The sequence below is a fragment of the Aliiglaciecola lipolytica genome, assembly GCF_018860635.1.
In the GTDB taxonomy this organism is placed as follows: domain Bacteria; phylum Pseudomonadota; class Gammaproteobacteria; order Enterobacterales; family Alteromonadaceae; genus Aliiglaciecola; species Aliiglaciecola lipolytica_A.
On sequence record NZ_JAHKPT010000021.1, the window covers coordinates 405,064 to 431,840 of the forward strand.

Sequence of the window (26,777 nt, forward strand, 5' to 3'; positions counted from 1 at the left end):
TAACTAGAATTTGAATTTTATCTAACACTCTGTACAATTGGCTCATACATTACAGGTCAGACCACTCTGGCCGGCAAAAATACGAGGACAAATAATGTCAGCAAAACAAACAGTTACTACTCGCAGTGGCGATAGGATCGCTATAGTGGCGGGTCTACGGACTCCTTTTGCGAAAATGGCGACCTATTTTCATGGCGTACCCGCTGTTGATTTGGGGAAATTAGTCGTCAACGAGATGATTACACGCAATAATTTGGATCCCAATTTAGTGGAGCAACTTGTTTATGGCCAAGTTGTGCAAATGCCTGAAGCGCCAAACATTGCTAGAGAAATTGTACTTGGCACTGGCATGAACGTGCATACTGATGCGTATTCCGTTTCCAGAGCTTGTGCGACTAGTTTTCAAGCCACAGTCAATATTGCTGAATCTATGATGGCAGGAAACATCGCCGTTGGTATTGCTGGCGGAGCTGACTCAACTTCAGTGTCGCCTATTGGGGTTTCAAAACCTCTTGCTAGAGCGCTTACCGATCTGCAAAAAACCAAAACACTTGGTCAGAAGTGGAATGTGTTTAAAAAGCTTGGATTCAAAGATTTATTGCCTGTTCCGCCCGCAGTAGCTGAATATTCCACTGGTTTATCAATGGGACAGACAGCCGAGCAAATGGCTAAAACCCATAACATTTCACGACAGGAACAAGATGCCTTAGCTCATCGTTCTCATTCCTTGGCAGCTAAGAGCTGGAATGAAGGCTTTTTAGACGATGAAGTCATGACAGCTTACGCCGAACCATACAAAGGGGCATTGGAAAAAGATAACAATGTGCGCTTCGATTCAACGTTAGAAGGCTATGCCAAGCTTCGCCCTGTTTTTGATAAAAAACACGGTACAGTAACCGCTGCGAATGCAACACCATTAACCGATGGCGCATCTGCAATCGTGATGATGACGGAAAGCCGCGCAAAAGAATTAGGCTATAAACCGTTAGGGTACATTCGTAGTTATGCGTTTGCTGCCATAGACGTTTGGGAAGATATGTTGATGGGACCATCTTATGCGTCACCAATTGCATTGGACAGAGCAGGGATGACCTTAAACGACCTAACATTAATAGAAATGCATGAAGCGTTCGCTGCGCAAACACTGGCAAATATCAAAATGTTTGCAAGCGACAAATTTGCACAAGAAAAGCTAGGGCGAAGTAAAGCCACTGGTGAAATAGATATGGACAAGTTCAATCAAATGGGAAGTTCAATTGCTTACGGACACCCATTTGCAGCAACCGGTACGCGGATGATCACTCAAATGCTAAATGATCTTAACCGCAAAGGCGGTGGTGCAGGTTTAGTGACTGCGTGTGCTGCAGGTGGCCTTGGTGCTGCAATGATTGTTGAAACAGAGTAAGGGGAATTACGTGGATAATGCGAATAAAGAAACTGAACTAACTCAAGCGGGCCAAGTATCTGAAGAGACTAAAGTATCTCAGCAAAATAGCGCCTTTACTCTAGATCTACAAGACAATGGCGTTGCTATATTAACTATTGATGTGCCTGGCGAGTCGATGAACACGCTAAAAATGGAATTTGCAGATCAAATTTCAGTAATGCTAGATGAAATCGAAAGCAATAGTAAAATTAAGGGGGTGGTGGTTGTCAGTGGCAAAGAAAACTCCTTTATAGCGGGTGCTGATATTAGTATGTTAGCCTCTTGTGAGACTGCTCAGGATGTCGAGACGATTGCCACAGGCGGACAACAAATCTTTCAGCGTATAGAAGACATGCGAGTGCATTTTGTCGCTGCAATTCATGGTCCGGCACTAGGTGGCGGTCTTGAGTTGGCCTTAGCTTGTCATTCAAGAGTATGTACTGACGATAAAATAACCCAAATGGGCTTGCCTGAGGTGCAACTTGGGTTGCTTCCAGGAAGCGGCGGCACGCAACGTTTGCCGCGATTAATTGGTATCCAGCAAGCGATGAAAATGATGCTCACTGGTGCTGCAGTACGAGCTAAGCAAGGACTAAAATACGGTATTGTTGATGATATGGTTCCACGTTCGATTCTGCTCGAGGTGGCCACAGAAATGGCGTTGAAGTCAAAACCGCAACGCACACCCGTTAAAATGAATTTAGCGAGCCAATTCTTAGAAAAAACGTCAATTGGACGAAATACTCTTTTCAAACAAGCAAGAAAACAAACCATAAGTAAAACTAAGGGCAATTATCCCGCTCCTGAATTAATTATTGATTGTATTGAAACAGGCTTTGATAAAGGCATACAGGAAGGGATGGCGGTAGAAGCTAAGAACTTTGCTTATTTGGTTATGACCCCTGAATCTGAACAACTGCGTAATATCTTTTTCGCAACTACGGAAATGAAAAAAGAAACAGGTGTTAGCGGTGTTGAGCCTGGACAGTTGAAAAAAGTGGGTATCTTAGGTGGTGGATTGATGGGCGGTGGTATCGCGTTTGTTACCGCTACTAAAGCAGGGTTACCTGCCAGAATTAAAGATATCCGGTCTGAGGGAGTCGCTAATGCGATGAAATACTCCTTTGATCTTTTAAATAAAAAGGTTAAACGCCGGTTTATGCGAAAGTCTGAAATGCAGCAGCAAATGTCTTTATTGACTGGGAGTGTTGATTACGCAGGATTTAAAGATACCGATGTGGTGATTGAGGCCGTTTTTGAAGACTTAGCGTTAAAACAGTCCATGGTCTGTGATGTAGAGGCGAATTGTAATGAAAATACGATATTTGCCTCTAACACATCGTCAATTCCCATTGCTCAAATAGCTGAAAAGGCTGCTCGACCAGAACAAGTTATTGGATTGCATTACTTTTCACCGGTAGACAAGATGCCGCTTGCTGAAGTTATTGCCCATGATAAAACCTCAGATAAAACCATTTCAACTACGGTGGAGCTGGCTCGTAAACAGGGTAAAACACCTATTGTGGTTAAAGATGGAGCTGGCTTTTACGTCAACCGTATTCTAGCTCCTTATATGAATGAAGCGGCAAATATACTCTTATCCGGTGAGCCAATTGAGCATATTGATAAATCCTTAGTTAAATTCGGTTTCCCAGTGGGGCCTGTTAAGTTGTTAGATGAAGTTGGTATAGATGTAGGCACGAAAATAATACCTATTTTAATGGCTCAATTTGGTGACCGATTTAAGTCAGCAGATGCATTCGATAAGGTGCTTGCTGATGATCGTAAAGGCAAAAAGAACAAACGTGGTTTTTACGCTTATTCCGGAAAGAATTCAGGAAAAGAAGTTGATGAAAGTGTTTATGAGCTTTTGGGCATAAAACCAGAACAACGCATGAGCGGAGTTGAAATATCTGAACGTTGCGTAATGTTAATGCTAAATGAAGCGGCAATGTGTTTGCATGAAGGTGTGATTCGTAATCCACGAGATGGTGACATTGGCGCTATTTTTGGTATTGGTTTTCCGCCATTTCTTGGTGGTCCTTTCCATTACATGGATAAGCTTGGCGCAAAATTTGTTGTCGAGCGTTTACAATATTACAGCAGTAAATTCGGTGATAGATATCTTCCAGCAACCAAACTGGTTGAGATGGCGGATAATGATGAAACCTTCTATTGAGCTGCTGAATCTATTGATGGAATGTAAATTACTGGTAAATGAATTGTCTACTTAAAGGGTTTGTTTTTGTAATTAAATTGTTAAAAGCCGGGCTTTGCTCGGCTTTTTTAGTTGAAACCTCTAAAACTACTAGTTTTGTAAGTTTGCTTGAGTATAATTTGCGCGATTGAAACTATGCATAGGCGGGCGAAAATGATTTTAGCGATAATAAGTTGTTTAGTGTTTAGCGTATATTACTATGTTGAAGCTTTCAAAAGTGCGTTACCAGCGAAAAAGTGGGCGTTAGCAGGGCTTATGTTTGGTCCCATGATCTTACCAATGTTTTCAATTTCTCAACGAGTCGCTTTGCGTCAATCTCGTGGTTTTAATAATTCTCTGCTAAGAGTGTAGGGCATAAAAAAAAGAGAGGATAACCTCTCTTTTTTCAAATACTGTCCTTGTCATATTCTAAAATCCAATGCATTAGCACTTAAAAACCAATACCGCCACCAGGCTTAAGAACCTTATTATTATCGAATCCGATACCGCCACCAGGCTTAAGAACCTTGTTAGTGTCGAATCCAATACCGCCACCAGGCTTAAGGACTTTGTTTGAACTAGTCGATACAGTTTTTTGCTGTTCGGTTATATTGGCACCATCTAAGTTTGCGCTTGTAGGTGTCGTAGTTAGCATTAGTGCTACAGCATAAGCTTTTAACATCTTTCGGTTCCTCTTTGATACTTCTGTATTATTTTAATTTTATAACTGACAATTTTTTGTCAATCATTTATATATCTGCGAGGAATATGCCAACTTTAACTTTTGCTGAAATATTTTACCGATTAGAGCGTTGAAATCCTCACATTCAAATGAATTAACCTTATAATTCAATGGTTTGGGATTTTTGTTGTTTTTGCAGGATTTTTTAAAAATTAAGAGTTCATCATTGGACGTCAATTCCACAACTAATATCAAAAGTCGATATTCTGGCGTTGGAATTTTGACTGTTAGTCAGCAAGCGAGCGGGTTGGTGATACCTAGAAGATAACGAATTAACCGGAGTGTAGGTTAATTCGTGCCGATTAATTGGCTAATGTGGACATTTTCGGCCAACAGTTTTTCAAACTTTTTGGCATTTAAGGGTTTACTATATAAGTAGCCCTGCAACATTTCACAATCATAAAGGCTCAGAATTTCGAGCTGTTTCTCTTGTTCTACGCCCTCAGCAACTACTTTTAACCCTAGATTGTGGGCAATATTAATTATTGCTGCGGTCATATGTTTGTCTACGCTACTAATAGCGATGTCATCAATAAAAGCTTTATCTATTTTCAGCGTATTGAGCGGGAACTTCTTCAAATAGGCTAAAGATGAATAGCCGGTGCCAAAGTCGTCTAACGCGAGGTGTATGCCCTTCTCACGCAATCTTTGCATCATTTGCAAGGCTTGCTCTGGATTTTGCATTAGCGTGCCTTCCGTTATCTCACACTCTAAATGGAGCGGTGATAAGCCTACTTTTTGTAGTATACGGGAAATACGATCATCAAGATCCGGCAATTCAAATTGCCGAGCCGAGATATTCACTGCTACACGCCCAGTGAATAACCCTTGTGAAACCCAACGTTTAGTATCTTCACAGGCTTTGCGAAGTACTTGCTCGCCAATGTCAATGATTTGACCCGTTTCTTCTGCTAAGGGAATAAATTGTGCTGGGCTGACAATACCTTTGTCGGGGTGTTCAAAACGTACTAAGGCTTCCATGCTTACAAGTCTGCCGGTGGCGATATCAACTTTAGGTTGATAGAAAACAGTGAACAAGTCATCTTTCAAACCATAGCGGATAAGGTTTTCGATTTGTAATTGGCGAACTGCATTTTGGTTCATTTCACCGCTAAAGAATTGGTATTTGTTGCCGCCAGCATTTTTGGCAAAATACATCGCAGTATCAGAATTTTTTAACAGCTCTTGAGTTGAAGTACCATCTTCAGGATAGAAAGCGATACCAACACTTGCCCCTAAAACAAATTCTTGTTTGTTAATCAAAAACGGGTGGGCCATCTGATCTAAAATACGCTGGGCATAATGGTTAATGCGCTGCATATCTTCTTCGCGGTCGACTAGAATACTAAATTCATCGCCGCCTAAGCGGTAACATGTTGCATTGGTGCCGGTAATTTTTTGCAGCCTTTTACCAATTTGCTTGATCAAAATATCACCAGTTTGGTGGCCTAAAGAGTCATTGATTTTTTTGAAGTTGTCCATGTCTAAACACACTAACGCATGGGGCACATCTTTACGCACTAGGTTGTGATGGCTAGCTTGGAAAAAAGATCGATTGGGCATTTCTGTTAGTGGATCAGTATTGGCCAATTTCAACAATTCTTTTTCGGTGCTTTTACGAGAAGTGATATCCGAAAATACACCCACATAATGAGTTGTTTTGCCATCTTCTCCATGGATCGCATCGACATTCAATTCCATTTCATAGCGTTCGCCATTGGCGCGTCTAGATTCAACTTCGCCATTCCAATTGCCTTTTTGACGCAGTGCTTTTTTCACTTCCTCGGTGAAAGCTTCCGGGTATTGATTGAATTTAAGATAGCTAGCTAAACCCTGCTCACGGGTTTCACCGGTGTAATTACAATAAGACTGATTAACTGAAATAAAGCGGAAGGTTGTATCGGCAATAAACACACCGTCAGAAATGGTTTCAATTGAACGTTCGTAAAGTTTAAGCTGTTCTTCGGCTTGTTTTAAATGACTGATATTCTTAAGGGTACCAGTCATCCTAATCGGCTGATCATTATTATCCCGCTTGACAATCATCCCTCTATCTAAAATCCAAACCCAATCACCTTTAAATGTGCGAGCTCGATAGGTAACTTGGAAATAGTCCGATTTTTTATCGATGTGGGTCTTTAGCGCTTCTTGAACCCGTAACATATCATTGGGATGGATATTGGCTTGATAGGAACTGTTCGAACGAATGTCGTCTTGCGGAAAATCCATCGTTCCCCATGTATTGGCACGATATACCTGCCCTCGGTAAACATCCCAATCCCAGAGTTCATCTCCACTGCTCCAAAGGGTAAGCTTTAGACGTTCTTCACTTTCTTTAATGGCATTTTGTACCGCCAGTTTACGCCTGTATTGCCGTAACATCAGCAATAATACAAGAATGGCGGACAATCCATACAACGCCATGGCTGGTGTATCTAGCCAAAGCGGCGGTGAAATCATTATGTTAAGTCTTGCGGTCTTGGACCAAGGCCCATCACCAATACGTCCTTGGACTTCAAAAACATGGTTTCCATAGGTTTCAATGGAAAAGGAAGCAAACCTTCCATTATTGCCGGTTTCAATCCAGGTATCTCGCCAACCCAGTAATCGATAACGATAGTTCAACTCATTTTGATACAACGAATTAATATGATCGAAATACAAAGTAAATGGAATGTTTTCGTAAGACAAAGAGATAGAACTAGTTAAACTCAAGGGTTTAGTTAATGGCGAGCCTTCAACACCGATAGCTACAGGTTTATTGTGAATCCATAATTCAGTGATTTTGGGCGGACTTAAAGTTGGTAAGGGGGATGCTGTTCCGCTATTTCCCAGCGTTAAATCTGTGAGTTTTTGGGGATTAAAAACATGGAAGCCATCTGTGCCACCAAAAAACAACATACCTTCTGCTGTCATCAAGGTGGCGCCTTGGTTCAAATCATTGTAATCCAAAGTTTGTCGAGGAATTAACTGTAATATCTCACCTGTTTCCAATGAAATTTGCCAAATTTCTGATTGACTACATTGCCATACCGATGTTTGATTTTGGGTATCTAGTACGGAATTTACGACAATGCCTCTCACGTTATATCCACGGGGGTGGATCTGTTCTATCGGGGCATATGTTTTTTTATCAAGTTTGAAAATTCCGTGTTTTCCTGTGGACGCCCAAAACGCATCAGCCGTTTCATGAACGTTATAAACCACGGGTTGATCTTCGTCTAAATTGTTTTGTAATAAGATACGAGTAGAGTTTGCGTAGTTTTGATCGGTAACAACAATGCCTGCATCAGTTTTTAGCCATATATTGTTTTGGCTATCTAAAAGCAGTTGGGCTATCACTCCACTATTCAAGCCTTTATAAGATATTTCTGTTGGTGTTTTGGCTAGGTCTTTAGCATCGACTAAAAAAGAATGCTCCTTAATGTCTTTTACCCAGAACTGCTCTTGCATCGGCTCTAATTCGGTTATCGGTGTTCCTGAAAATAACGTTTTTACATGATTTAAATTGTCATCTTTGAATTCATAAACATGAATACCGGTATCAGTGGCCAGCCACAAGCGTTTTTCTGCATCAACCTCCACATCCCAGACGAGAGTAGTGGATTCTTGCAAAAAGCGTCTAAATTCACCTGTTTGGATATTATATAGACTGACTCCTCCACTTAACGGAGCTATCCATATAGTTTTATCACCGTTATCTGCAAACCCCCAGACACTATTACTAATGCCCGGCAAATTATCATTAACTATTTTGAAATGTTTAATCGCGGAAAACAATTTATGATATTGGAAAAGACCTGCCGCATGTGTACCAAACCAAATTGAATTATTACTACTTTTATAAGCTTTAATAATGATTGTGTTAATTAACCCTATGTATTTCCCATTATCTCGGTCAATGGAAAATACTGACTGCTCTCTACTATCATAAATACTGATACCATCTGTGGTACCTAACCAAACGTTGCCATCATCGCTTTGTACTATGGTACGAACAGTGTTGTTAATAATTTTCAGTTGATCATTTCGCAAGGCATCCAGTTGTAACTCTATCTGGTAATCTTCTGATAAAACAATAGCGCCAACCGAAGTACCTAACCAATACTGGTTATCAATTTTTACTATATCAAACAGGGTTTTCGCATTTAACTGAATATTCCAGGGGTTTTTCTCTTGTAAATTGTATAAATAGTTAGTTTTTGGGTCGATAGCATAAATGCCGCTTTTTTCAGTACCTAACCAAATAATATCGTCTTCAGCGTAAATAGTTCTTACTGAGTCATTTAATTTAGCACCGTTACTAAATTCAACGACAGTAAAGTCATCTAATTCTGGGTTATATTCGTAAAGTGATGTTTCACCTGAAAAAAGTAATTTACCTTGTTTGGTTTCACCAATAGCCCAAAATATATTGGATTTTAAATTAGAGTTCTTTCGGCCATACACTTGGAAATCATCTTTTTCCGGTAGGTACCTGGCAATTGCCCCCATACTTGAAAACCATAGGTTATTGTTGGAATCGATAAATAATTTTCGAATCACTTCAATGGGAAACTGTTTTTCGTCTGGTAATTTAGGGGTATATTGTTTGAAATCTGTGCCGTCAAAACGGTTCAAGCCATCGACTGTGGCGAACCAAATGTATCCATCTTTATCTTCAATAATATCTAATACGGTTCTTTGAGACAGGCCTTGTTGCACCGAGAAATTACGAAGCTGAATATCTGCTACATTGGCGTAGGATTTAGAATAGGATAAGGACAAAAGCATGATTAATGCGATTAGCCCAGTAGACTGAAATAATCGTCTCAAATCGATGTTTCACCTATCTCAAATGCATTTTGTTTTTTTATTATTATTATTTTCATAAAAAGCAATGACAATGTGATGAACTAAGGTAGCTAATATGCCCAATTTAAGTGCACTGTACAAGTTCTGAGTGACTTCTTTACCGTTTAAATAACAAATATTTACATTTTCGTTTAAAAACCGTTCTAAAATACTGGTTTAAAAAGTCAGGAACATGCAAATTGGAAGTGATGGTAGTTAAGCGCCATGTCACTTTGCGCAACCTCAAAATTTAGATAATGTAACTTGCTTGATGTTTAAACGCCGTTAAATCATCGATCTCTTTGCCATCTGCTGGAATATCTTCCGGCTTATTTTTATCTCCACAACAATATAGTACGAGGGTCCCAACATTTGCAGGCGCTATCAGTAGTTGACAGAAGGTCTTGATGTCGTCAAAGGTTAATGAAAAAAGGGCTTTTGCTATTGCTGTCTGTAAATTAAACTCAAGGTCTTGGTTACCGATGGCAAGCCATAACCTTTGTGCTTTAGCGGTTAGATTGGTGTCATTACCTTGCAACTGTTTAGACACGCTGGTTCTAACGTGCGACCAAACTTCTTCATAGTCATCTATGCTTGCAGTGATTTGTGCAAGGAAACTCTGTATTTCAATCAAAATTTGTTTCGCGCTGAAATTAGGTGATTGTGCATAAAAAACCATGCCGGGGTGTTGATTAAGGGGTAAATAACCACTGCCAACCAAGTAACCTAATTGTTTTTCATTTCGAATTTCATGAAAAAAGGGTGAGGCCAATAGCTGTTCCACTAAAATGGTTAACGCAACATCTTTAATTGAGGCTGTAGGTGTTTGTAAATAAAGCACTACTGCAGAATCTGGGTGTTGACTCATTACCTGATTTTTATAGTGAATAGTATGCTTTAAATCAACTACTTCACGCTTTATTTGACTTCCCGTTTGACTAGGTTTAGGCATATCTTTCAATCTACTTGCAAACTGCTTAGATTGTTGCATTGTCCAATTGCCAAACACAAACGCCTCAACCGAGTAATTTTTAAATAATTGCTCTTTGAGCCAGTAGATATCTTCTATTGTGGCATTTTCAACCAGTGGTAATAATTCTAGTGGCGCATAAGTAAAGCGCTGAATTAAGCCTGAAAGCCGCGAAAACAAACGGTTAATCGGTTTATTTAATAGTGAATTTTGTAAGTTTTGAAGTTGTTTGTGTTTTACCTGTTCAAACAGCGGTTTTAGATCAACGTCGGCCATCACTTGATTTAAAATATTTATACTGAGTTCAAGTTGGTTGTGCGAAAAACCATTTGTGTGAATAGAAAAACCACCTTGATGCGCATACAAATGATAATGCAACCCAGCAACACCGGCATGGTAAAATTGGTCGTTTAAATGCTCCACCATCAATGCAACCCATAAACGCTTGTAGGCCGAAATTTTGGCCCCTTGGGTAACTGCCTCGCAATCAAACGAAATAAAGCAATCTCCTTTGGGTTGACTAAACAGTGAATCCTGCGCAAACCATACCTGTAAGTTTTGCTCATGCAAAATTTTGCTAGGTAAGAGATATTTGTCATCCACGTCTACCAGTTCACAGGATTCTGTTATGTATGGATTGGGGGGAGGCAAATGAACGTCATCGAGGTCGCTAGGTGTCGACAGTGCTTTTAATAAATTCCCATCTATAGATTCAATCGCATAAGGGGTTTCGTACCAACGTGCAACTTTGTTTGTTTGCACGTCTTTACTGATTAACTTCAAGCGCATATTCTCTGGACTCATGAAAGTTAAGCAAGTCTCAATTGGTTGCACTGAAAAATCGGTAATTAAATAATCACCTGTTAAAATATCGGCTTCAGGGTAGTGAAACATTAAATTGGAAAATTGTACTGCGTCATCTAAGGGTTTTGCATTTTCGATGTGGTCAAAAGCCAATTTTCCTAAAATGGCTTTCTCTTTAATGCGCCATTCGTCAAGTGCATTATTGCGAATGAGCTTGAGGTAATAAAATAGACTATTTAGCACTTCTGAAATATTGTCTTTGCCGACTTCAGTAAGTTGTAAATTGACATTAAAATCTTTGAAGCCAGTTCCATTGATGCCGCCTCCAGCACTTAGGTTAGTCGCCCAATTCATGCGCTTATAATGCGTCAGTAGACTACCTTTACCCTCATCCCCTAATAAATGACTAATAAATTCCAGTGGTTTTGAATCACAATAATGTTGCATGTCTGGTAATGCGAAACTAATTATTAAGCGGCGCGCATCTTTGATCGGTTTAATACTTATTTTGACACCCAACTGGTTTGGCAAATACAAAGGTGGTGGCGTGGGGCGCTCAAAATCACTACCAGATTTGATTGTGCCAAACCTGTCTTCTACACATTTTTGTTGTTCTTCTAAAGACATGTTACTGACAACACATAAGGTCATATTGTTGGGTATATAGTGCTTTTTATGCAGCTCAATTAGCGCACTTTGAATTTTTTCTATGGAGTGCGCGCAGAACGTTTCTCCGTTACCCACTGAAAATTTACTAAATGGGTGATTTGGATTGCATGTTTCTTTGTGTACTTGGTAGAGGCGTCGCAAATCGTCATGTATTTTTAAGTTGAACTCAGCATCAATGGCTTTTATTTCTTTGTCGATTGCCTTTTTGCTAAATAGCGGGTTAAACAGCATGTCAGCAAATCGCTGCAGCCCCTCTGGCAAATATGTATGTGATACATCGAAATGGTAATTCGAAAATTCCGTGCCGGTATAAGCGTTAACACTGCCGCTATGGGGCGAAAGGAATTTATCTAAGTTGTCTGCATCTTGAAACATCTCACTGCCATTAAATAGCATATGTTCAAGTAAATGGGCTAGGCCATGAATGTCAGCCGGATCATCAAAATGTCCGGCTTGAACGCACACTGCTGCTGCAGATTTTCGACAATCAGCATCATTCACTAATAATACTCGCAGGCCATTGGCAAGTGTAACCTGTAGATAGGCCCGTTTGTCGTTTATACTTAGCTGCAACTAGATCACCTTCTTGGAAGTTTGATAACAAGCATAACTCAATAAAAATTTTTTTAAATAAACTGGCTGAATTTGTTTATTAAAAAATGACGAATTGGAAAAATGAAAAAGTAGAAACGAATTGAACCTGTTTATTTTTCGTGCTTAATTATTCATATCGACTTTAAATCTCAATAAATGAGTAGTTAACTTACCCTTAACAGCTATTTTGTCTAAATTAAAAAATAAACCTCTAAAACATATCGTTTTTATTGCATTTCGACTCTACTATATGAAATTGAATTCAGGCAATATTGATATTCATAACAATCTGCACAATAGTTTGTGTTGAAAGCTCTCGTAATATGGACCAATTATGTACATTTTTGTGATGCGCCATGGTGAAGCCAAACCATCTTTGCAAAATGATCAATTAAGACCGTTAAATGACTATGGTATTTCTCAGGCTAAGCAAAGTGGGAATTGGCTGCAATCGTTTGCAGAAGAGTCAAAGGTACCACTAAGCCACGCCATGGTGAGCCCATTTGTAAGGGCGCAACAAACATTTCAGCAAGTAAACCTTGCGACAAAGATTGTTGATATACGCTCTAATTCAGATTTAGTGCCTAGCGGCAATTGTCAGGCATTACATTATTCTATTGACCAATTTGCTGAACAACACCCAAATGTTACTGGATTGCTTTTAGTTAGCCATATGCCATTTGTCAGTTATCTGGTTGATGAGATGTGTGAAATAGATGAATTGAGAATGTTTTCTACCGGTACAATTGTTTGTATTGACTATAATGTTGAAGAGTCGAAAGGTCACATCGTTAAAACATACACCCCTAAATAATATATCTGCTAAATTCCGCTTCAATATCCTACAGTTTTTGCGTTTTATTCCGATAAAAATCTGAGGGGAGGCCTATGTCTAGTAAAAGTTTACCTGCTTACTTACAGCAGGCATTGCAGCAGCACGTGGAACAATCGCAACTAACTCATGATGATGAGTTGGAGAATATTTACGTGCGCTTAGCAAAACTTAACGAAAACGTAGAGAAAATGAAGCAAGCCATCCTACTCAAGCGTGCACAAAAACAATCTTAATACGGAAAGTAATTTTACGCGCTAGGAAAATTTACGGTTAATTCGTGTCTTCTTCAGGTGGCATGCTGTAATAAGCTGGTAATACTCTCACGGTTTTCACCATGTTATCTTTAATTTCAATAACCTCTATAGGATAACCATAAAGACGAACACTGATGTTTGCGTCTGGAATGTCTTCTAAGTGCTCTAATATAAGTCCATTTAGTGTTTTTGGACCTTCGGTCGGAAAATGCCAATCCATTTCTTTATTCAATTCTCTAAGGTTAGCACTGCCATCAACCAAGACACTGCCATCTTGTTGAATATTTGCTTCTTTGGAATGATCTGGCGCAATACTAGTGGTGAAATCACCAATAATTTCTTCTAGGATATCTTCAAGTGTGACTAAGCCTTGTATATCGCCGTATTCATCAACGACTAAACCAATTCGTTCTTTGGCCGCTTGAAATTGATACATTAAGGTGTGCAGAGGTGTTGATTCTGGAGTGAAGTAAATTTCTCGCACTGCACGCAACAGGCTCGCCTTTGTAAATTGATCTTTAGACAACAATCTTAATGCGTCACGCATGTGAACAAAGCCAACTGCATCGTCAATACTGTCTCGATACAACAGCACACGAGTGTGTTGTGCGTTGACTAATTGGCGCTGAATATCCTTCCATTCGTCATTAATATCAATCGATACAATTTCACTACGTGGGATCATAATGTCTTCAGCGGTAACTTTTTCTAAATCTAAAATACCGACTAGCATTTCTTGGTGCTTCTGAGGGATCAAGGCACCGGCTTCATGCACAACTGTGCGTAGCTCTTCTCGACTTAAATTTTTACCATCATTGTTGACCGGATTAACCCGCAACAACATTAATAATCCATTACAAATTCCGTTGATAAGGTATACCAAGGGATATAACAGGAACATTAGGGGTAATAGAATAATCGAACTAGGGAAGGCAATTTTCTCAGGATACAGAGCGGCCACGGTTTTTGGTGTGACTTCAGCAAAAATCAGAATCACAAAGGTTAAACCGAAGTTGGCGATGGCTAAACCCCAAACATCACCGAACAAACGCAAGCATAAAATGGTTGCTACAGATGCAGCAGCAATATTAACTAGGTTATTGCCAATCAGGATCAGGCCAATTAATCTATCCGGTCGCGATAGTAACTTGGTTACACGAAGCGCACCTTTGTGGCCTTCATTTTCAAGGTGTTTCAGGCGATATCGGTTAATAGACATCATTCCTGTTTCAGAACTTGAGAAATATGCAGAAAGAAATATCAGAATGCCGAGCAGAGTTATTAACGTACTCGTCGAGATGTCGTCCAACTAAATTGTTCCTATATTAAGGTTCAGGTATGAATGTATGTTTATCTTCATCAGTATTCAAGCTGAATATTTAAATACTTCACGAGCCAAGTATAACTTCTTTCACAAAACGACTACCAAAATAAGCCAATGTTAGTAAGAAAGCGCCAACTAAGGTTGCCGATATAACCGGTTTTCCGCGCCATCCCCACTTGTGATGACCTATTGCAGTAACTGAAAATATTATCCACGCGATTACTGACAATATGGTTTTATGCGCTTGTTCTTTTGCCCACATATTATCAAGAAATACGAAACCGCTGATCAATGATAAGGTCAAAAGTATGGTTCCAGCTAACAATAATTTAAAAAATATTGTCTCAACTGTCATCAAAGGAGGTAGCGAAGAATGCAAAAGAGATGTTTTTTTCTGTTTTAGACGTTCATTTATATAAGCCAATTGAAGGGCATATAAAACCGCAATAATTAGACAGCCATAAGCCAGAAGAGCCAAGGTAATATGAATCACCAAGTCCGGTTGCAGTTGAATTTGCATGATATGTACTTCTGGGATCAACGCACCAAGCAATACTATTAGGGCAGAAAAACCGAATACAACAGGCATTAAAATCGCGGTAGCCAAAGCAAATGATGCGACCGTCATAGTTACTGTTACTAACCAAGCAATTAATGACGCAACATTGAGCATGCTCATATTCGCACCTGGAGCTTGATTGAGGGCTTCAATTAACAGATATAGATGCGTTGTTAAGGCTAAAAAAGCCGGTATTATCATCAGTTTAGGGTTCGGACCTTGGTGATGAAATAAGCGAGAGGTTACCCAGCCTGCGGCGAACAGATAAAAAACGATGCAGACAATTTGTATTAACACTTTTAAAAGCCCTATGGTAAGTAGTAGTAATTCAAACAGTTAGAGTTAGAAAACGGGATAAGTTTACCGTATATATTAGATCAGCCCAAATAAATCTTCTTAATAGTAAGGTTCTTATATTCAAATACATTAGGTATAATCCTGACTATCAGAAATAGGAAATAATAGAATTATGTTTGAGAACCTCACAGAACGTTTAGGTAAAACGCTTAGAGACATTAGCGGTAAAGGCCGATTAACCGAAGATAATATCAAAGAAACTTTGCGTGAAGTCAGAATGGCTTTACTTGAAGCAGACGTAGCTTTACCCGTAGTGCGTGATTTTGTTGCGCAGGTTAAAGAGCGCGCAGTGGGTACTGAGGTTACTAAAAGTCTTAAGCCTGGACAGGTTTTCATCAAAATTGTCCAATCTGAACTTGAATCAGTTATGGGGGCCGCTAACGAAAGCCTCAATCTAGCGGCGCAGCCTCCAGCGGTTATTTTGATGGCCGGTCTTCAAGGTGCGGGTAAAACCACCAGTGTCGGTAAGCTTGCAAAATACCTAAAAGAACGTGAAAAGAAAAAAGTCTTGGTGGTCAGTGCCGATGTTTACCGTCCAGCGGCGATTAAGCAACTGCAAACCCTTGCCGAAGATTTAGATGTGGGCTTTTTCCCATCCAGTTCACTGCAACGTCCTATCGATATTGCCAATGCCGCAATTGATCACGCTAAAAAGCAATTTTTTGATGTATTGATTGTCGATACCGCGGGTCGCTTACACGTTGATAATGAAATGATGGGGGAAATCAAAAACCTCCACGAAGCGGTAAAACCAGTCGAAACCTTGTTTGTGGTAGACGCCATGACGGGACAAGATGCCGCCAATACGGCTAAAGCTTTTAATGAAGCGTTACCGTTAACCGGGGTGATTCTGACCAAGGCTGATGGTGATGCTCGCGGTGGTGCAGCATTATCGGTTCGTCATATTACCGGTAAACCAATTAAATTTATTGGTATGGGCGAAAAGCTCGATGCCTTAGAACCTTTCCACCCTGAGCGAATTGCTTCTCGCATATTAGGGATGGGGGATGTACTGAGCCTTATTGAAGAAGTTGAGCGCAAAGTTGACAAAGACAAAGCGCAAAAACTGGCCAAGAAGGTTCAAAAAGGAAAAGGCTTCGATCTGCAAGATTTTAAAGAGCAGTTAGAACAAATGCGCAACATGGGTGGCATGATGGGCATGATGGATAAATTGCCTGGCATGGGTAACATGACTGCGCAAATGAAAGAAAAAGCCAACGACAAGCAGTTCACGCAAATGGAAGCCATTATTAATTCCATGACTCCTGGTGAACGTCAGCGTCCGGATATTATTAAAGGATCACGTAAACGTCGCATAGCCCAAGGCTCTGGAACGCAAATTCAAGACGTCAATCGCTTGCTCAAGCAGTTTATGCAAATGCAAAAGATGATGAAAAAAATGTCCGGTGGCGGCATGAAAAAAATGATGCGTAGCATGAAGGGCATGATGCCACCAGGTGGTGGAATGGGGGGACCTGGTCCTGGCGGTATGGGCGGAATGTTCCCACCCAAGCGTTAATTACCTTTCGTTTTTAAGCTGGAGGAATATCCTCCAGCAATCTGTGTGAATATCAGCAATAACAATTAACTCTTATCACAGCTGTTAAATATTCATTTCGCGCTAATTTCATATCTAGCCTTTTTTCACCGAAAAATACTGTTTGATGCTTTAAATCCCCGTTTACATTTTGCTTCGTTTAGCGGCCTAACAAACCTTAAAACTGTCACCCTTTTTAACACTTTGCCAATTGATGATTTGCAACCTACTAATAACGAAGGTAAAAAAAATTGGCTGATTAATTGCTTGTTTTTTAATCACCATTTAACCCAGGATAATATTATGAAAATTAAATTCATGATAAAGATCTCTTACGTGCTACTTCTTTCTACTTTCTCTTATTTAGCCAATGCTAGTTTCATGTTTTCAGCAACCTTGGAAGGGGAGCAGGAAGTTCCATCCATTGTAACCACAGCCTCTGGCATGGCGATGGGGGAGCTTAGTGGAATGTCAGGTTCCTATGTATTTAACTATCAAATAGATTATATGGATTTAAGCTCGCCAATTATTGATATAGCTGGTGGTGGACATTTTCACAACGCACCTCTGGGGGCAAATGGAGGAGTGATTCACCTCTTTGACACTGACACTTTTACTTTTCTCGGGACAACCTCAGGCTCAATTATGGGCGACTGGCGTTTCGATGATGTCACCAACCCGCTTACCGATGCTCTAGCTGAGCAACTCATGGCTGGTAATGTCTACATTAACTTACATACTCAAAACTTTAATGGCGGTGAATTGCGCGGCCAATTAACCGTAATGCCTGAGCCGGCAACGTGGTTTTTATTCGTGACGGGTATGTTATTTGTAATGAGTCGCAATAAAAGGGGTTGTTAGCTAACTGTGTTGATGTACAAAATTAGCTAAATTATTAAAAGATGGGGGGGAACCTCCATCTGTAGTTTTTTAGCTGCTTAGAGTCAAAACACCTAAGTTTAACCATTTTCACCACTAATTTATTCGGCAAATTGTATTCCGGTATTACGACTAAATTTCGTCTCAAATAGCAATTTAATCCACAACGGAATAAATACATAAGATGAGGTCACGTCTATTGCTGGTTTTTGCAGAACAGCAATGTTAATTTTTTTCGCTTTAGTTGGCATCCTGTCTGCAGATTGAATCTACTTCTATTGTTTGTACAATTGAGCACCGCGTAACAGATTTCCTCTTATATTGTTATGGTGCTGCTGAAGATTACTTAAAAAGGAGGAGTTACTATTTCATGTTAAATTTAATCGGTATTACCAATAGTTTTCGGATCAGTGGTTTAGTTGAAGATGCCAAACAGATTGATGCTCAACTGCATAGGGTTTTCACTGCATGGGGTAAACTCAACTTTTATTCCACCACCAGAGACGCCTATTATGCCATTTTGTTGGCAGAACAGGGGGAAATAGCCTGGCCAATGAGTTATTAGAAACTGTCGAGGTGAAGGATTATTATTTGATGGAAAATTTAAAGTATTTGCCTAGTCGTTACCAAATTACCCAGACATCTGCTTATCAAGAAAAGATGAATACGTATGAACAATTACTTGAAATAGAGCGAACTGAGTTTAAACAGCGCTGGCAAGAGCTTGGGTTAGACGTGTTTTCCGAGGCTAATTAAACTGCGTTTTAATCACTCTTATTTCATGTTTATTCTGACAGTTTTTAATATTCACGGTTAATTGTTTAAATATTAGCATTTTTAAGCCTTTCTTAGTTGCATTCCTAAGCCATATCAGTATAATTCGGCGGCCTTGATTTTCGGTGTCTTTGACATTAAAGAGCAGGGCAAACAAGTTAACAGTAACGCTATTACGAGTTTGAGGCATTTATATGGTTACTATTCGTTTACAGCGTGGTGGCGCTAAAAAGCGTCCATTTTATCAAGTAGTGGTTGCAGACAGTCGTCGTGCACGTAACGGCAAGTTCATTGAGAACATTGGCTTTTTCAACCCAACTGCACAAGGTCGAGCAGAACGTCTGCGTTTAGATCTTGAGCGTGTTGAGCATTGGGTAGGACATGGTGCAACTTTGTCTGACCGCGTAGCTCGCTTGGTAAAAGATGCAAAAGTCGTAGCTGCGTAAGCACTACAGAAATAGAGGTATAGATGAGTCTAGCGTCTGACACAATAGTGATTGGCAAAATCGGTGCACCTTATGGTGTGAAAGGTTGGGTTAAAATCACTACCTATACTGATGAAACACAGGGTGTATTTGATTATTCACCATGGCTTTTGGGCGATGGTAAAAAAGAATATATCGTTGACCTCTGGCGAACGCACAATAAAGGCGTTGTCGCGAAACTGGTTGGGGTGGAATCTCGGGATGATGCTGAAAGTATCAAAAATCTGGAGATTTTCATTAAAGCTGAACAGCTACCTGAACTGGCCGATGACGACTATTACTGGCGAGACCTAGTCGGCATGCAAGTGGTAACTGAAAGTGGTTATGATTTGGGTGTAGTGAAAGAACTGTTTGAAACTGGTGCTAACGATGTGATGTTAGTAAAAGCCAATTCAAATGATGCTTTTGGTCAAAAAGAACGCATGTTGCCATTCTTGCGGGAGCAGGTTATTAAAGTGGTTGATATGCAGGCGAAAACAATCAAGGTTGATTGGGATCCTGGGTTTTAAATGAACCCACTAATGATAGATCAAGAGCCGAGCTCTTGTGAACTTCGTTGGTTTGGTGTGGTAAGTCTGTTTCCAGAGATGTTTAACAGTTTTACACAACAAGGAGTGACAGGTCGAGCGGTGAAAAACCGGTTGTTAGCAGTAGAATTCTTTAATCCAAGGGATTTTACTCACGACAAACATCGAACTGTTGATGACCGTCCTTACGGCGGTGGTCCTGGCATGCTAATGATGGTTCAGCCATTAACAGACGCAATAAACGCTGCCAAGAAAGCAGCGGGTAAACAAACTAAGGTGATTTACCTTTCACCTCAGGGAAAGAAGTTAGACCAAGCCGGCGTGAAGGCATTGTCTGAAAATGACAGTCTGATATTTGTAGCCGGTCGTTATGAAGGTATCGACGAACGAGTCATACAGTCACAAGTCGACGAAGAATGGTCGATTGGTGATTATGTGCTTAGTGGTGGAGAACTTCCAGCGATGGTGCTAATGGATGCGATATCGCGATTTGTGCCAGGTGTGTTAGGGCATGAACAGTCAGCAGAACAAGATTCGTTCACTGACGGTTTATTAGATTGTCCTCATTACACTCGGCCAGAAAGTTTAGATGGTCGTAATGTTCCTGAAGTGTTATTAAGTGGAAATCATCAAAAAATCAGGCAGTGGCGGTTACAACAGTCGCTAGGGAGAACCTGGCTACGACGCCCTGAATTGTTAAATGACCTAGCTCTGACTGAGGAGCAAAAACGACTATTGGATGCATTTCAAAAATCGTTTTCGCAGCAAGATGACAGTTAATCTAGGATGAGAGGATATGATGAGCAAAATCAGTCAAGATATCATCAAGAAAATTGAACAAGAACAGTTAAAAACTGATCTTCCGTCTTTCGGGCCGGGTGACACAGTTGTTGTTAAAGTACGAGTTAAAGAAGGCGACAAAGAGCGTCTTCAGGCTTACGAAGGCGTTGTAATCGCTAAGCGTAACCGTGGCCTACACTCTGCATTCACTGTACGTAAGATCTCTAACGGCGAAGGCGTTGAACGTGTTTTTCAAACACACAGCCCTGCAGTTTCTTCTATTGAAGTTAAACGTCGTGGTGCGGTACGTCGAGCTAAGCTTTATTATCTTCGTGAGCGTTCAGGTAAATCTGCACGTATCAGAGAAAAGCTTAACTAAGATTTTAATTAATGCGTTATTGTTAACTTGTGAAAACCCGCGAAAGCGGGTTTTTTTATGGCTGCTTGTTATTCTTGGAGCAACTTATTCAACCTTAACATTTTATTCATAATTTCAAATCACAGTGTAAAAGATTCTCAAGCAGGCCAAAGATTTTGTTCAGCCAAGCTTCAGTTTTTTCAAGTTATTATTCTAATTGTATGATTTACGTCAACATTTGAGAAAAGAAGCTAACTTATAATGACATTGGTATAGATTCTGCTTTTTAACCTCATAGTTGATTATTTATATGCAAGTTATTGGCAATAAAGTTGAAAAATTATTTAGTATTTTCACTAACGGAGACCAGAATGAAAAAAACACTTCTAGCAATTACCCTTTCAAGTTTGATTATCAGCGGATGTGCTTCTAATGCCAACAATGCTCAGAAGGGCGCGGGAATAGGGGCTGTGCTAGGTGCGCTAGTCGGAAAAGGTACTGGCGACAATGATAAAAGCCGATACGTATGGGGAGCAGCTTTAGGCGCTTTAGCAGGGGGCGCTATTGGTAACTACATGGATAATCAGGAAGAAGAGTTCCGTGATGAGTTGGCACAAAGTGGGGTTGAAGTGTATCGAGAAGGCGACAGTATACGTCTTGCCATACCAGGTAATATCACGTTTGAAACAGGCAAAGCGTCAATTGTTACCAATTTCTATCCGGTCTTGAATGATGTCGCTAAAGTTATCAATCGCTATGAAAAAACGCGTTTGAGCGTTGAGGGGCATACTGACTCAGTGGGCGATGCCGCTTATAATCAACAATTATCGATCCAAAGAGCCAATAGTGTCGCAGCATACTTAGAATCAAATGGCGTAGCTACCAGTCGTTTGCAAACCTTAGGTTTTGGCGAGTCTCAACCCATAGCCACCAACGACACGGCAAGCGGTCGCCAACAAAATCGTCGAGTGGAATTACGGATTATACCTGTGCAATAATAGCGGTACCTCCATAAGCGTGTAGATTTATGCTTTTATCTGTCTGTATAAATCTTTTAAACGGTTTCTTTTGAAACCGTTTTTGTATTTGCAATAAACTCACGCAGACTTATACCAATGAAACGATTACCACAAAAATGATGTATTTAGATAAAGATTGGAGAGTACTGACCGTTGGTGATGGTGATTTGTCTTTTTCCTGGTCTATTTTCAAAGATTTAGCGATTAAAAATGTGACAGCGTCTGTTTTAGACGACAAGGACACTTTAACCAGCAAATATAGTAAAAACCAATTAGCTAATTTACACGCTCATGGAGTGAAGGTTTTGCATGAGTTGGATATCTGTAACCAGAGTAGTTTTTCGAGCAGTCTACATCACGCTTTCGACCTGATTATATTTCAATTTCCGTTAATCCCCGCTTTTTCTAATAAAGCCGAATTCGATACCAAGGGAAAGTTACATAAAAACACCTTAAATAGATTACTTATCTGGCGCTTTTTACAACATAGTTTTGATTACTTTCTTGATCCAAAAGGAAGGCAGTTAGCTTACATCACTTCCAAAGATGTAAAGCCGTATTCCCATTGGAATATTGAAAACTTAAACCCAGTGCCGGAACAAATCAATTTTTTAGGGTACATGACATTTCAGCCAGCTGATTTTCCCCGCTATCAACTACGCAATGTCGATCGCGATAAAATCCTCAAGTCTACCGCTAGCAAAACCTATGTTTGGGGAAGTAAAAACATTGATTACTCTGAACTTAATTTAACCCCAAGTTCAAAACATCAAGCGAATTGTTGTTCTTTATGCGGTAAAGGGCCATTTTCTGCTGATAAAGATTGGCAAGAGCATTGTTCATCTTCATTCCACCTTCGTTTAGCTGGTTATGAACAGCTTTGGCAATCATATCTTAATCACAAAGAGCAAACACAAGGTTAGATTTGAAAGGCCGTGTAAGCGAATAGGGTGGGTGGTTTATGCTTAGTTATCATTGCCAATGATTCGAAAAAATGGGTGCCATCATATAGAGTGCTTACCAGTATAGAGGAAGTCGTGCGTAATGAATGATTTGAGCGAAAAACAGAAAATGTTAGCCGGGTTGGAATATTTCCCCAGTAACAAAGAAATGCACGCTGAGCGGATGCACGCTAAAACCCAATGTCATTTGTTCAATCAACTAGAACCCAAAGACTATAAACAGGGAATGAAGTTGCTCAAAGCGTTATTTGGAAGCTGTCATAACTTCTGGATAGAGCCGCAATTTTATTGTGATTATGGCTACAATATCCATATTGGTAAGAATTTCTATGCCAATCATAATGTCGTCATTTTAGATGCGGCCCCTGTGACTTTTGGCGACGATGTTTTACTTGCTCCTAGCGTATTAATTTCTACCGCTACTCATCCTAAAGATCCGCAAAAGCGCAAAAAAGGAATGGAAACAGCCAGCCCTATTACCATTGGTAACGGAGTGTGGATAGGCATGGGCGCTAAAATTTTGCCTGGAGTAAACATCGGCGAAAATGCCATTATTGGCGCTGGCGCAGTTGTAACTAAAGATGTTGCAGAAAATACCACTGTGGCTGGCGTGCCGGCTACAGTTATTGATAATAAAAACAATCAACGCGATTAATTAACTAAAAATTCGTTACTAAACAGCGAGAGAGAACTAAATGCAAGAAATCATCACAACACTCGAAAATAATGTTTTAACCATGACCTTTAATCGCCCAGCGCAAAAAAATGCTATCAATCAGCAAATGTATGCTGAGTTGGCAAAAGGGTTAGAAAGAAGCTTAACCGATGATGAGATTCATTGTGTTTTGATAAGTGCTGAAGGTAACACTTTTACTGCAGGAAACGATTTAAAAGACTTTTTGCAGATGGAAATGACTGATGCCACACCAGTACAGTTGTTTTTGCGCGGCCTAGCGAAGATGAATAAACCATTGATCGCTGCAGTAAATGGACAAGCCATAGGTATCGGTTTAACCATGTTATTGCATTGCGATATTGTTTTGGCTTCAGAATCCGCTTCTTTTACAGCCCCTTTTACCAAGTTAGGGTTAGTGCCTGAAGCAGCATCATCCATTTTGCTGCCAAGTATTGTTGGCCATGCAGTTGCGAATGACATTTTACTGGCAGGTCGAACTCTTAGTAGCGCTGAAGCACTGAATTTTGGTCTAGTTTCTAGAGTGACTACAGATGATAATTTGGCGACTCTTGCTGCCGAGTTAAGTCAGCATATAGCTAGCTTACCTATTAAGTCGGTGATGAAAAGTAAAGCACTAATCCGAGATCACCAAAGAGAAATCATCAACGACCAGATGAGCAAAGAAAATATCGAATTTGCTAATCAATTAGGCTCTGATGAATTTAAACAAGCGGTAGCGCCTTATTTTAAGAAGAAATAGGGCAAAATCGTCATTATTGGGGCGCACAAAGTTGTTAGGCTAAATATAGTTGAGAATCAATTTTTTGCGGTGTTAAATGGCATAGAATTTGTGTTTTATTCCATCATCAAGTGAACGAATATTTTGTGGCAAAATCAACAACTGCTGGATACACTCGAAGATTTATTGCTTGCTCGTAAGCGCGCTATTAGCGAGTACGATATTATAACTTTGCTTCAGCGTCCTCCCTATTCAATATTTGACAAAGAGGCTCTCAGGGAGCCTCTAACGCTCTTTCGTTGTCATTTTATATTGTTCCATCACTTATACTTGTTGCAAGAGCGCTGGTTGAGACAGGGGCATGGAATGTTGCGAATTAATGTAAGTACAATAGTGCTATCCCCATTGGAAAATACGAGTTTATCGATTGAAAAGCTTGATCCCCTAAAAGACTATTATTTGGATTGGCAAAACTTTGATTCAACCTCAGAAAATGATGTGCAAGAGATGTTGGCATCATTTTGGAGGCAGATGAAGGTTAGCTTCGCGCAGGTTAATCGCAAAGATAAACAGGCGGCATTAACATTGTTAGGGCTGGAGGCTAACTATGATATCGCTAAGTTAAAATTTAACTATCGAAAAATGCTCCATAAACATCATCCCGATAAAGGCGGGGATGTGGAAATATGCAAAAAAATAGAGTGGGCATACAAGATACTTAAATAACCTAAAATCACAAATAGGCAGTACTGCAATTCTGTTTAGTTGATTGTCAGTATTACCGTCAACTCGCTAGGAATATCAACATCAGTTCCGAAATAGCCCAAAGAACCCTCGTTATTTTTTAGATATTCTAAAAGTTCGGCTTCGGAACCGACTTCTTTAGGTTCTTTTTTACGACCGGTAAAGCGCATCTGCGCCCAAAAAGACTGAATTCGGGACTCAGTAAGGCCGATCACTTTTGTATTAAATATAAGTCGAGTCTCATTGTCAGGAGAAAGGGCAATGGCGTGCAAATCATAGGGAATTGCGCCACCCATAAATAAATTTCTAATTTGCTGACGATTGAGTTGAATGGATTTATCAGCGGTATTGGCGACAACAATAATCGCTTCAGCCGAAGCCTTGTGCGCGCAACTAAACAACGTGAGCAGAATAAGAATGAGGTAAGGTTTCATTAAAATACCCACTCAATACCCAGTTGGTACAAAAGCCCATGGCCATCAAATCCACCTAAATCTTTGACTGCATAATCATTGCTGATATTGTCTTCAGCTTCCACAAAGGTCATTTCTGCTTTGAAGGCTAAATTGGGGTGATAATCCCAGCGAATTCCCACTTTAGTACCTTCTGCCTTGTCATCAGGAAAGGCCGCTAAAACGGCTAAATAAGTGGCCGCAAGTGTATCTAAGTCTGGTGATATACCAAATGGAATTTCGTTGTCTGGGTGGTCAAAGTGCAAGTTCTTTTTACTGTAAGATATGTACGCTGTGTAAGGATAGAAATTATAACCAACAGAGATATAAAAACTATCGATGTCTGCCACTAGGCCACTTTTACCGTCAAATCTAGATATTTCACTGCGTATAAAATAATCTACATTCTCATAATTGGCACTAAAATGATAAAGTTGGATAATACCGCTAGCGTTCAACCAATCAGCACTGTTGCTGAATCCTAACTGGCGTAACAGATGGCTAAATTCACTCGCTTCTGATTGTTCAATATTGACATCACCCTGGTTGAAGGATGCTCGCACGGTGAAATTGTTGTAATACACGCTTGCATTGACACCAAAAAGACCAATTACTTTGGTATTGATTTCTTGGCTATTTAAATAAATTTTGTCGTCGAATCGCCCCCAGTAACCTTCGTAACTAATTAACCAGTCTTTTAAGGTAAATTCATAGTTAGCTAGCAGACCATCGAAAGTTGAAAAGAAAGCCGTGTCGTAAAATTGTTGTGGTAAGGTCAACCAAGGATAAGCAAAGCCCACATCTAAACTGTCACTATAATTAAAAAACGGAATACGTTGTCTGCCAAGTTTGACTTGTAATGCATTGCTGGGGGCATAGGTGAGATAAAGCCACTCTAAACCTGAGTTACGCTGTTCATCAGTAAAACCGACAACTTGTCCTGTAAAGGATATTTCATCATTTAATAAGTAATCGGCCTGAATGCCTAATAAAGATTGTTTATCCAAACTAACACTGTTGTCGTAACCGACGTATTCAGCATTTTCATCATCAAGGTAGCCTAAAATTACTCGTGCAAACCCGGAAAATTGGAGTTTTTCATTGCTTTGGGAAAGGGCAGGCGAACTAAAACCGAATAACATGGTGACGATACAAAGTGTGATTTTTACAGTCGGGACTTTCAAGTTAAGAAACATTCTGAATAGGAAATATAGTTACCTATAAAATACTCTGCTAAAAGCCAGAGTCAATAAACATAACCACTTAAATTCTAATAAAAAT

General features: G+C 39.9%; 25 protein-coding genes. 18 read left to right on the forward strand and 7 right to left on the reverse strand.

What is annotated here, in order from left to right; genetic code table 11:
• The first annotated feature begins 94 nt into the window (after positions 1–94).
• From fadI to KO530_RS10225, 3 genes are all read left to right on the forward strand, one after another.
• On the forward strand, positions 95–1,405 hold the full coding sequence (fadI, locus tag KO530_RS10215) for an acetyl-CoA C-acyltransferase FadI (RefSeq protein WP_216048314.1): 1,311 nt from the start codon (positions 95–97) through the stop codon (positions 1,403–1,405).
• A gap of 10 nt (positions 1,406–1,415) precedes the next feature.
• Positions 1,416–3,605 carry a fatty acid oxidation complex subunit alpha FadJ gene (fadJ, locus tag KO530_RS10220; protein ID WP_216048315.1) on the forward strand — a complete coding sequence of 730 codons (2,190 nt, stop codon included), beginning with the start codon at positions 1,416–1,418 and terminating at the stop codon, positions 3,603–3,605.
• Positions 3,606–3,797: 192 nt separating this feature from the next.
• Positions 3,798–3,995 (forward strand): hypothetical protein, encoded by a 198-nt coding sequence (locus KO530_RS10225; protein ID WP_216048316.1) that lies wholly within the window; start codon positions 3,798–3,800, stop codon positions 3,993–3,995.
• Between the two features lie 79 nt (positions 3,996–4,074).
• On the opposite strand, the gene KO530_RS10230 is transcribed toward KO530_RS10225, so the two are convergent.
• The 3 genes from KO530_RS10230 to KO530_RS10240 all read right to left on the reverse strand — a co-directional run bounded on the left by KO530_RS10230 (position 4,075) and on the right by KO530_RS10240 (position 12,214).
• Positions 4,075–4,305: a hypothetical protein gene (locus tag KO530_RS10230; RefSeq protein ID WP_216048317.1), complete on the reverse strand. Its 231-nt coding sequence runs from the start codon at positions 4,303–4,305 to the stop codon at positions 4,075–4,077.
• Between the two features lie 348 nt (positions 4,306–4,653).
• On the reverse strand, positions 4,654–9,138 hold the full coding sequence (locus KO530_RS10235; protein WP_216048579.1) for an EAL domain-containing protein: 4,485 nt from the start codon (positions 9,136–9,138) through the stop codon (positions 4,654–4,656).
• Between the two features lie 310 nt (positions 9,139–9,448).
• Entirely contained in the window at positions 9,449–12,214 is a 2,766-nt protein-coding gene (locus tag KO530_RS10240) for an insulinase family protein (protein ID WP_216048318.1), read from the reverse strand.
• A gap of 355 nt (positions 12,215–12,569) precedes the next feature.
• On the opposite strand from KO530_RS10240, the gene sixA reads away from it, so the two are divergent.
• Both sixA and KO530_RS10250 read left to right on the forward strand, forming a co-directional pair.
• Positions 12,570–13,049: a phosphohistidine phosphatase SixA gene (gene sixA / locus KO530_RS10245; RefSeq protein WP_216048319.1), complete on the forward strand. Its 480-nt coding sequence runs from the start codon at positions 12,570–12,572 to the stop codon at positions 13,047–13,049.
• 74 nt (positions 13,050–13,123) lie between these two features.
• Positions 13,124–13,303 (forward strand): hypothetical protein, encoded by a 180-nt coding sequence (locus tag KO530_RS10250; protein ID WP_216048320.1) that lies wholly within the window; start codon positions 13,124–13,126, stop codon positions 13,301–13,303.
• 37 nt (positions 13,304–13,340) lie between these two features.
• Here KO530_RS10250 and KO530_RS10255 read toward each other — a convergent pair whose 3' ends face one another.
• Together KO530_RS10255 and KO530_RS10260 are read right to left on the reverse strand one after the other, a co-directional pair.
• A complete protein-coding gene (locus KO530_RS10255) occupies positions 13,341–14,633 on the reverse strand; it encodes an HlyC/CorC family transporter (protein ID WP_216048321.1) in 1,293 nt (430 codons plus the stop codon).
• Between the two features lie 79 nt (positions 14,634–14,712).
• A complete protein-coding gene (locus tag KO530_RS10260) occupies positions 14,713–15,504 on the reverse strand; it encodes a cytochrome C assembly family protein (RefSeq protein WP_216048322.1) in 792 nt (263 codons plus the stop codon).
• Between the two features lie 172 nt (positions 15,505–15,676).
• Here KO530_RS10260 and ffh point away from each other — a divergent pair, with 172 nt between their 5' ends.
• The 13 genes from ffh (at position 15,677) to KO530_RS10325 (ending at position 25,026) form a co-directional block, all read left to right on the forward strand.
• The gene (gene ffh / locus KO530_RS10265) at positions 15,677–17,083 is read left to right on the forward strand and encodes a signal recognition particle protein (RefSeq protein ID WP_216048323.1); all 1,407 of its coding nucleotides are present in this window, start codon (positions 15,677–15,679) and stop codon (positions 17,081–17,083) included.
• A 321-nt stretch (positions 17,084–17,404) separates the two neighbouring features.
• Positions 17,405–17,962 carry a CHRD domain-containing protein gene (locus KO530_RS10270; protein ID WP_216048324.1) on the forward strand — a complete coding sequence of 186 codons (558 nt, stop codon included), beginning with the start codon at positions 17,405–17,407 and terminating at the stop codon, positions 17,960–17,962.
• Positions 17,963–18,350: 388 nt separating this feature from the next.
• The gene (locus KO530_RS10275; protein WP_216048325.1) at positions 18,351–18,545 is read left to right on the forward strand and encodes a hypothetical protein; all 195 of its coding nucleotides are present in this window, start codon (positions 18,351–18,353) and stop codon (positions 18,543–18,545) included.
• A gap of 29 nt (positions 18,546–18,574) precedes the next feature.
• Positions 18,575–18,736: a hypothetical protein gene (locus KO530_RS10280; RefSeq protein ID WP_216048326.1), complete on the forward strand. Its 162-nt coding sequence runs from the start codon at positions 18,575–18,577 to the stop codon at positions 18,734–18,736.
• Between the two features lie 212 nt (positions 18,737–18,948).
• Positions 18,949–19,200 carry a 30S ribosomal protein S16 gene (rpsP, locus tag KO530_RS10285; protein ID WP_216048327.1) on the forward strand — a complete coding sequence of 84 codons (252 nt, stop codon included), beginning with the start codon at positions 18,949–18,951 and terminating at the stop codon, positions 19,198–19,200.
• Positions 19,201–19,223: 23 nt separating this feature from the next.
• Positions 19,224–19,748: a ribosome maturation factor RimM gene (rimM, locus tag KO530_RS10290; protein WP_216048328.1), complete on the forward strand. Its 525-nt coding sequence runs from the start codon at positions 19,224–19,226 to the stop codon at positions 19,746–19,748.
• The gene (gene trmD / locus KO530_RS10295) at positions 19,749–20,546 is read left to right on the forward strand and encodes a tRNA (guanosine(37)-N1)-methyltransferase TrmD (protein ID WP_252729086.1); all 798 of its coding nucleotides are present in this window, start codon (positions 19,749–19,751) and stop codon (positions 20,544–20,546) included.
• A gap of 19 nt (positions 20,547–20,565) precedes the next feature.
• Positions 20,566–20,925 (forward strand): 50S ribosomal protein L19, encoded by a 360-nt coding sequence (rplS, locus tag KO530_RS10300; protein ID WP_216048581.1) that lies wholly within the window; start codon positions 20,566–20,568, stop codon positions 20,923–20,925.
• A 350-nt stretch (positions 20,926–21,275) separates the two neighbouring features.
• A complete protein-coding gene (locus KO530_RS10305; RefSeq protein WP_216048329.1) occupies positions 21,276–21,902 on the forward strand; it encodes an OmpA family protein in 627 nt (208 codons plus the stop codon).
• A gap of 137 nt (positions 21,903–22,039) precedes the next feature.
• Entirely contained in the window at positions 22,040–22,846 is an 807-nt protein-coding gene (locus tag KO530_RS10310; RefSeq protein ID WP_216048330.1) for a Rossmann-like fold-containing protein, read from the forward strand.
• Positions 22,847–22,967: 121 nt separating this feature from the next.
• A complete protein-coding gene (locus KO530_RS10315) occupies positions 22,968–23,540 on the forward strand; it encodes a sugar O-acetyltransferase (RefSeq protein WP_216048331.1) in 573 nt (190 codons plus the stop codon).
• 40 nt (positions 23,541–23,580) lie between these two features.
• A complete protein-coding gene (locus tag KO530_RS10320; RefSeq protein ID WP_216048332.1) occupies positions 23,581–24,321 on the forward strand; it encodes an enoyl-CoA hydratase-related protein in 741 nt (246 codons plus the stop codon).
• 123 nt (positions 24,322–24,444) lie between these two features.
• Entirely contained in the window at positions 24,445–25,026 is a 582-nt protein-coding gene (locus tag KO530_RS10325) for a DNA-J related domain-containing protein (RefSeq protein ID WP_216048333.1), read from the forward strand.
• 35 nt (positions 25,027–25,061) lie between these two features.
• Here KO530_RS10325 and KO530_RS10330 read toward each other — a convergent pair whose 3' ends face one another.
• Entirely contained in the window at positions 25,062–25,478 is a 417-nt protein-coding gene (locus tag KO530_RS10330) for a hypothetical protein (RefSeq protein WP_216048334.1), read from the reverse strand.
• Positions 25,478–26,638, reverse strand: coding sequence for a porin (locus KO530_RS10335; RefSeq protein ID WP_216048582.1), 1,161 nt, complete (start codon positions 26,636–26,638; stop codon positions 25,478–25,480). Before KO530_RS10335 ends, KO530_RS10330 begins: the two co-directional genes overlap by 1 nt.
• Positions 26,639–26,777: the final 139 nt, after the last annotated feature.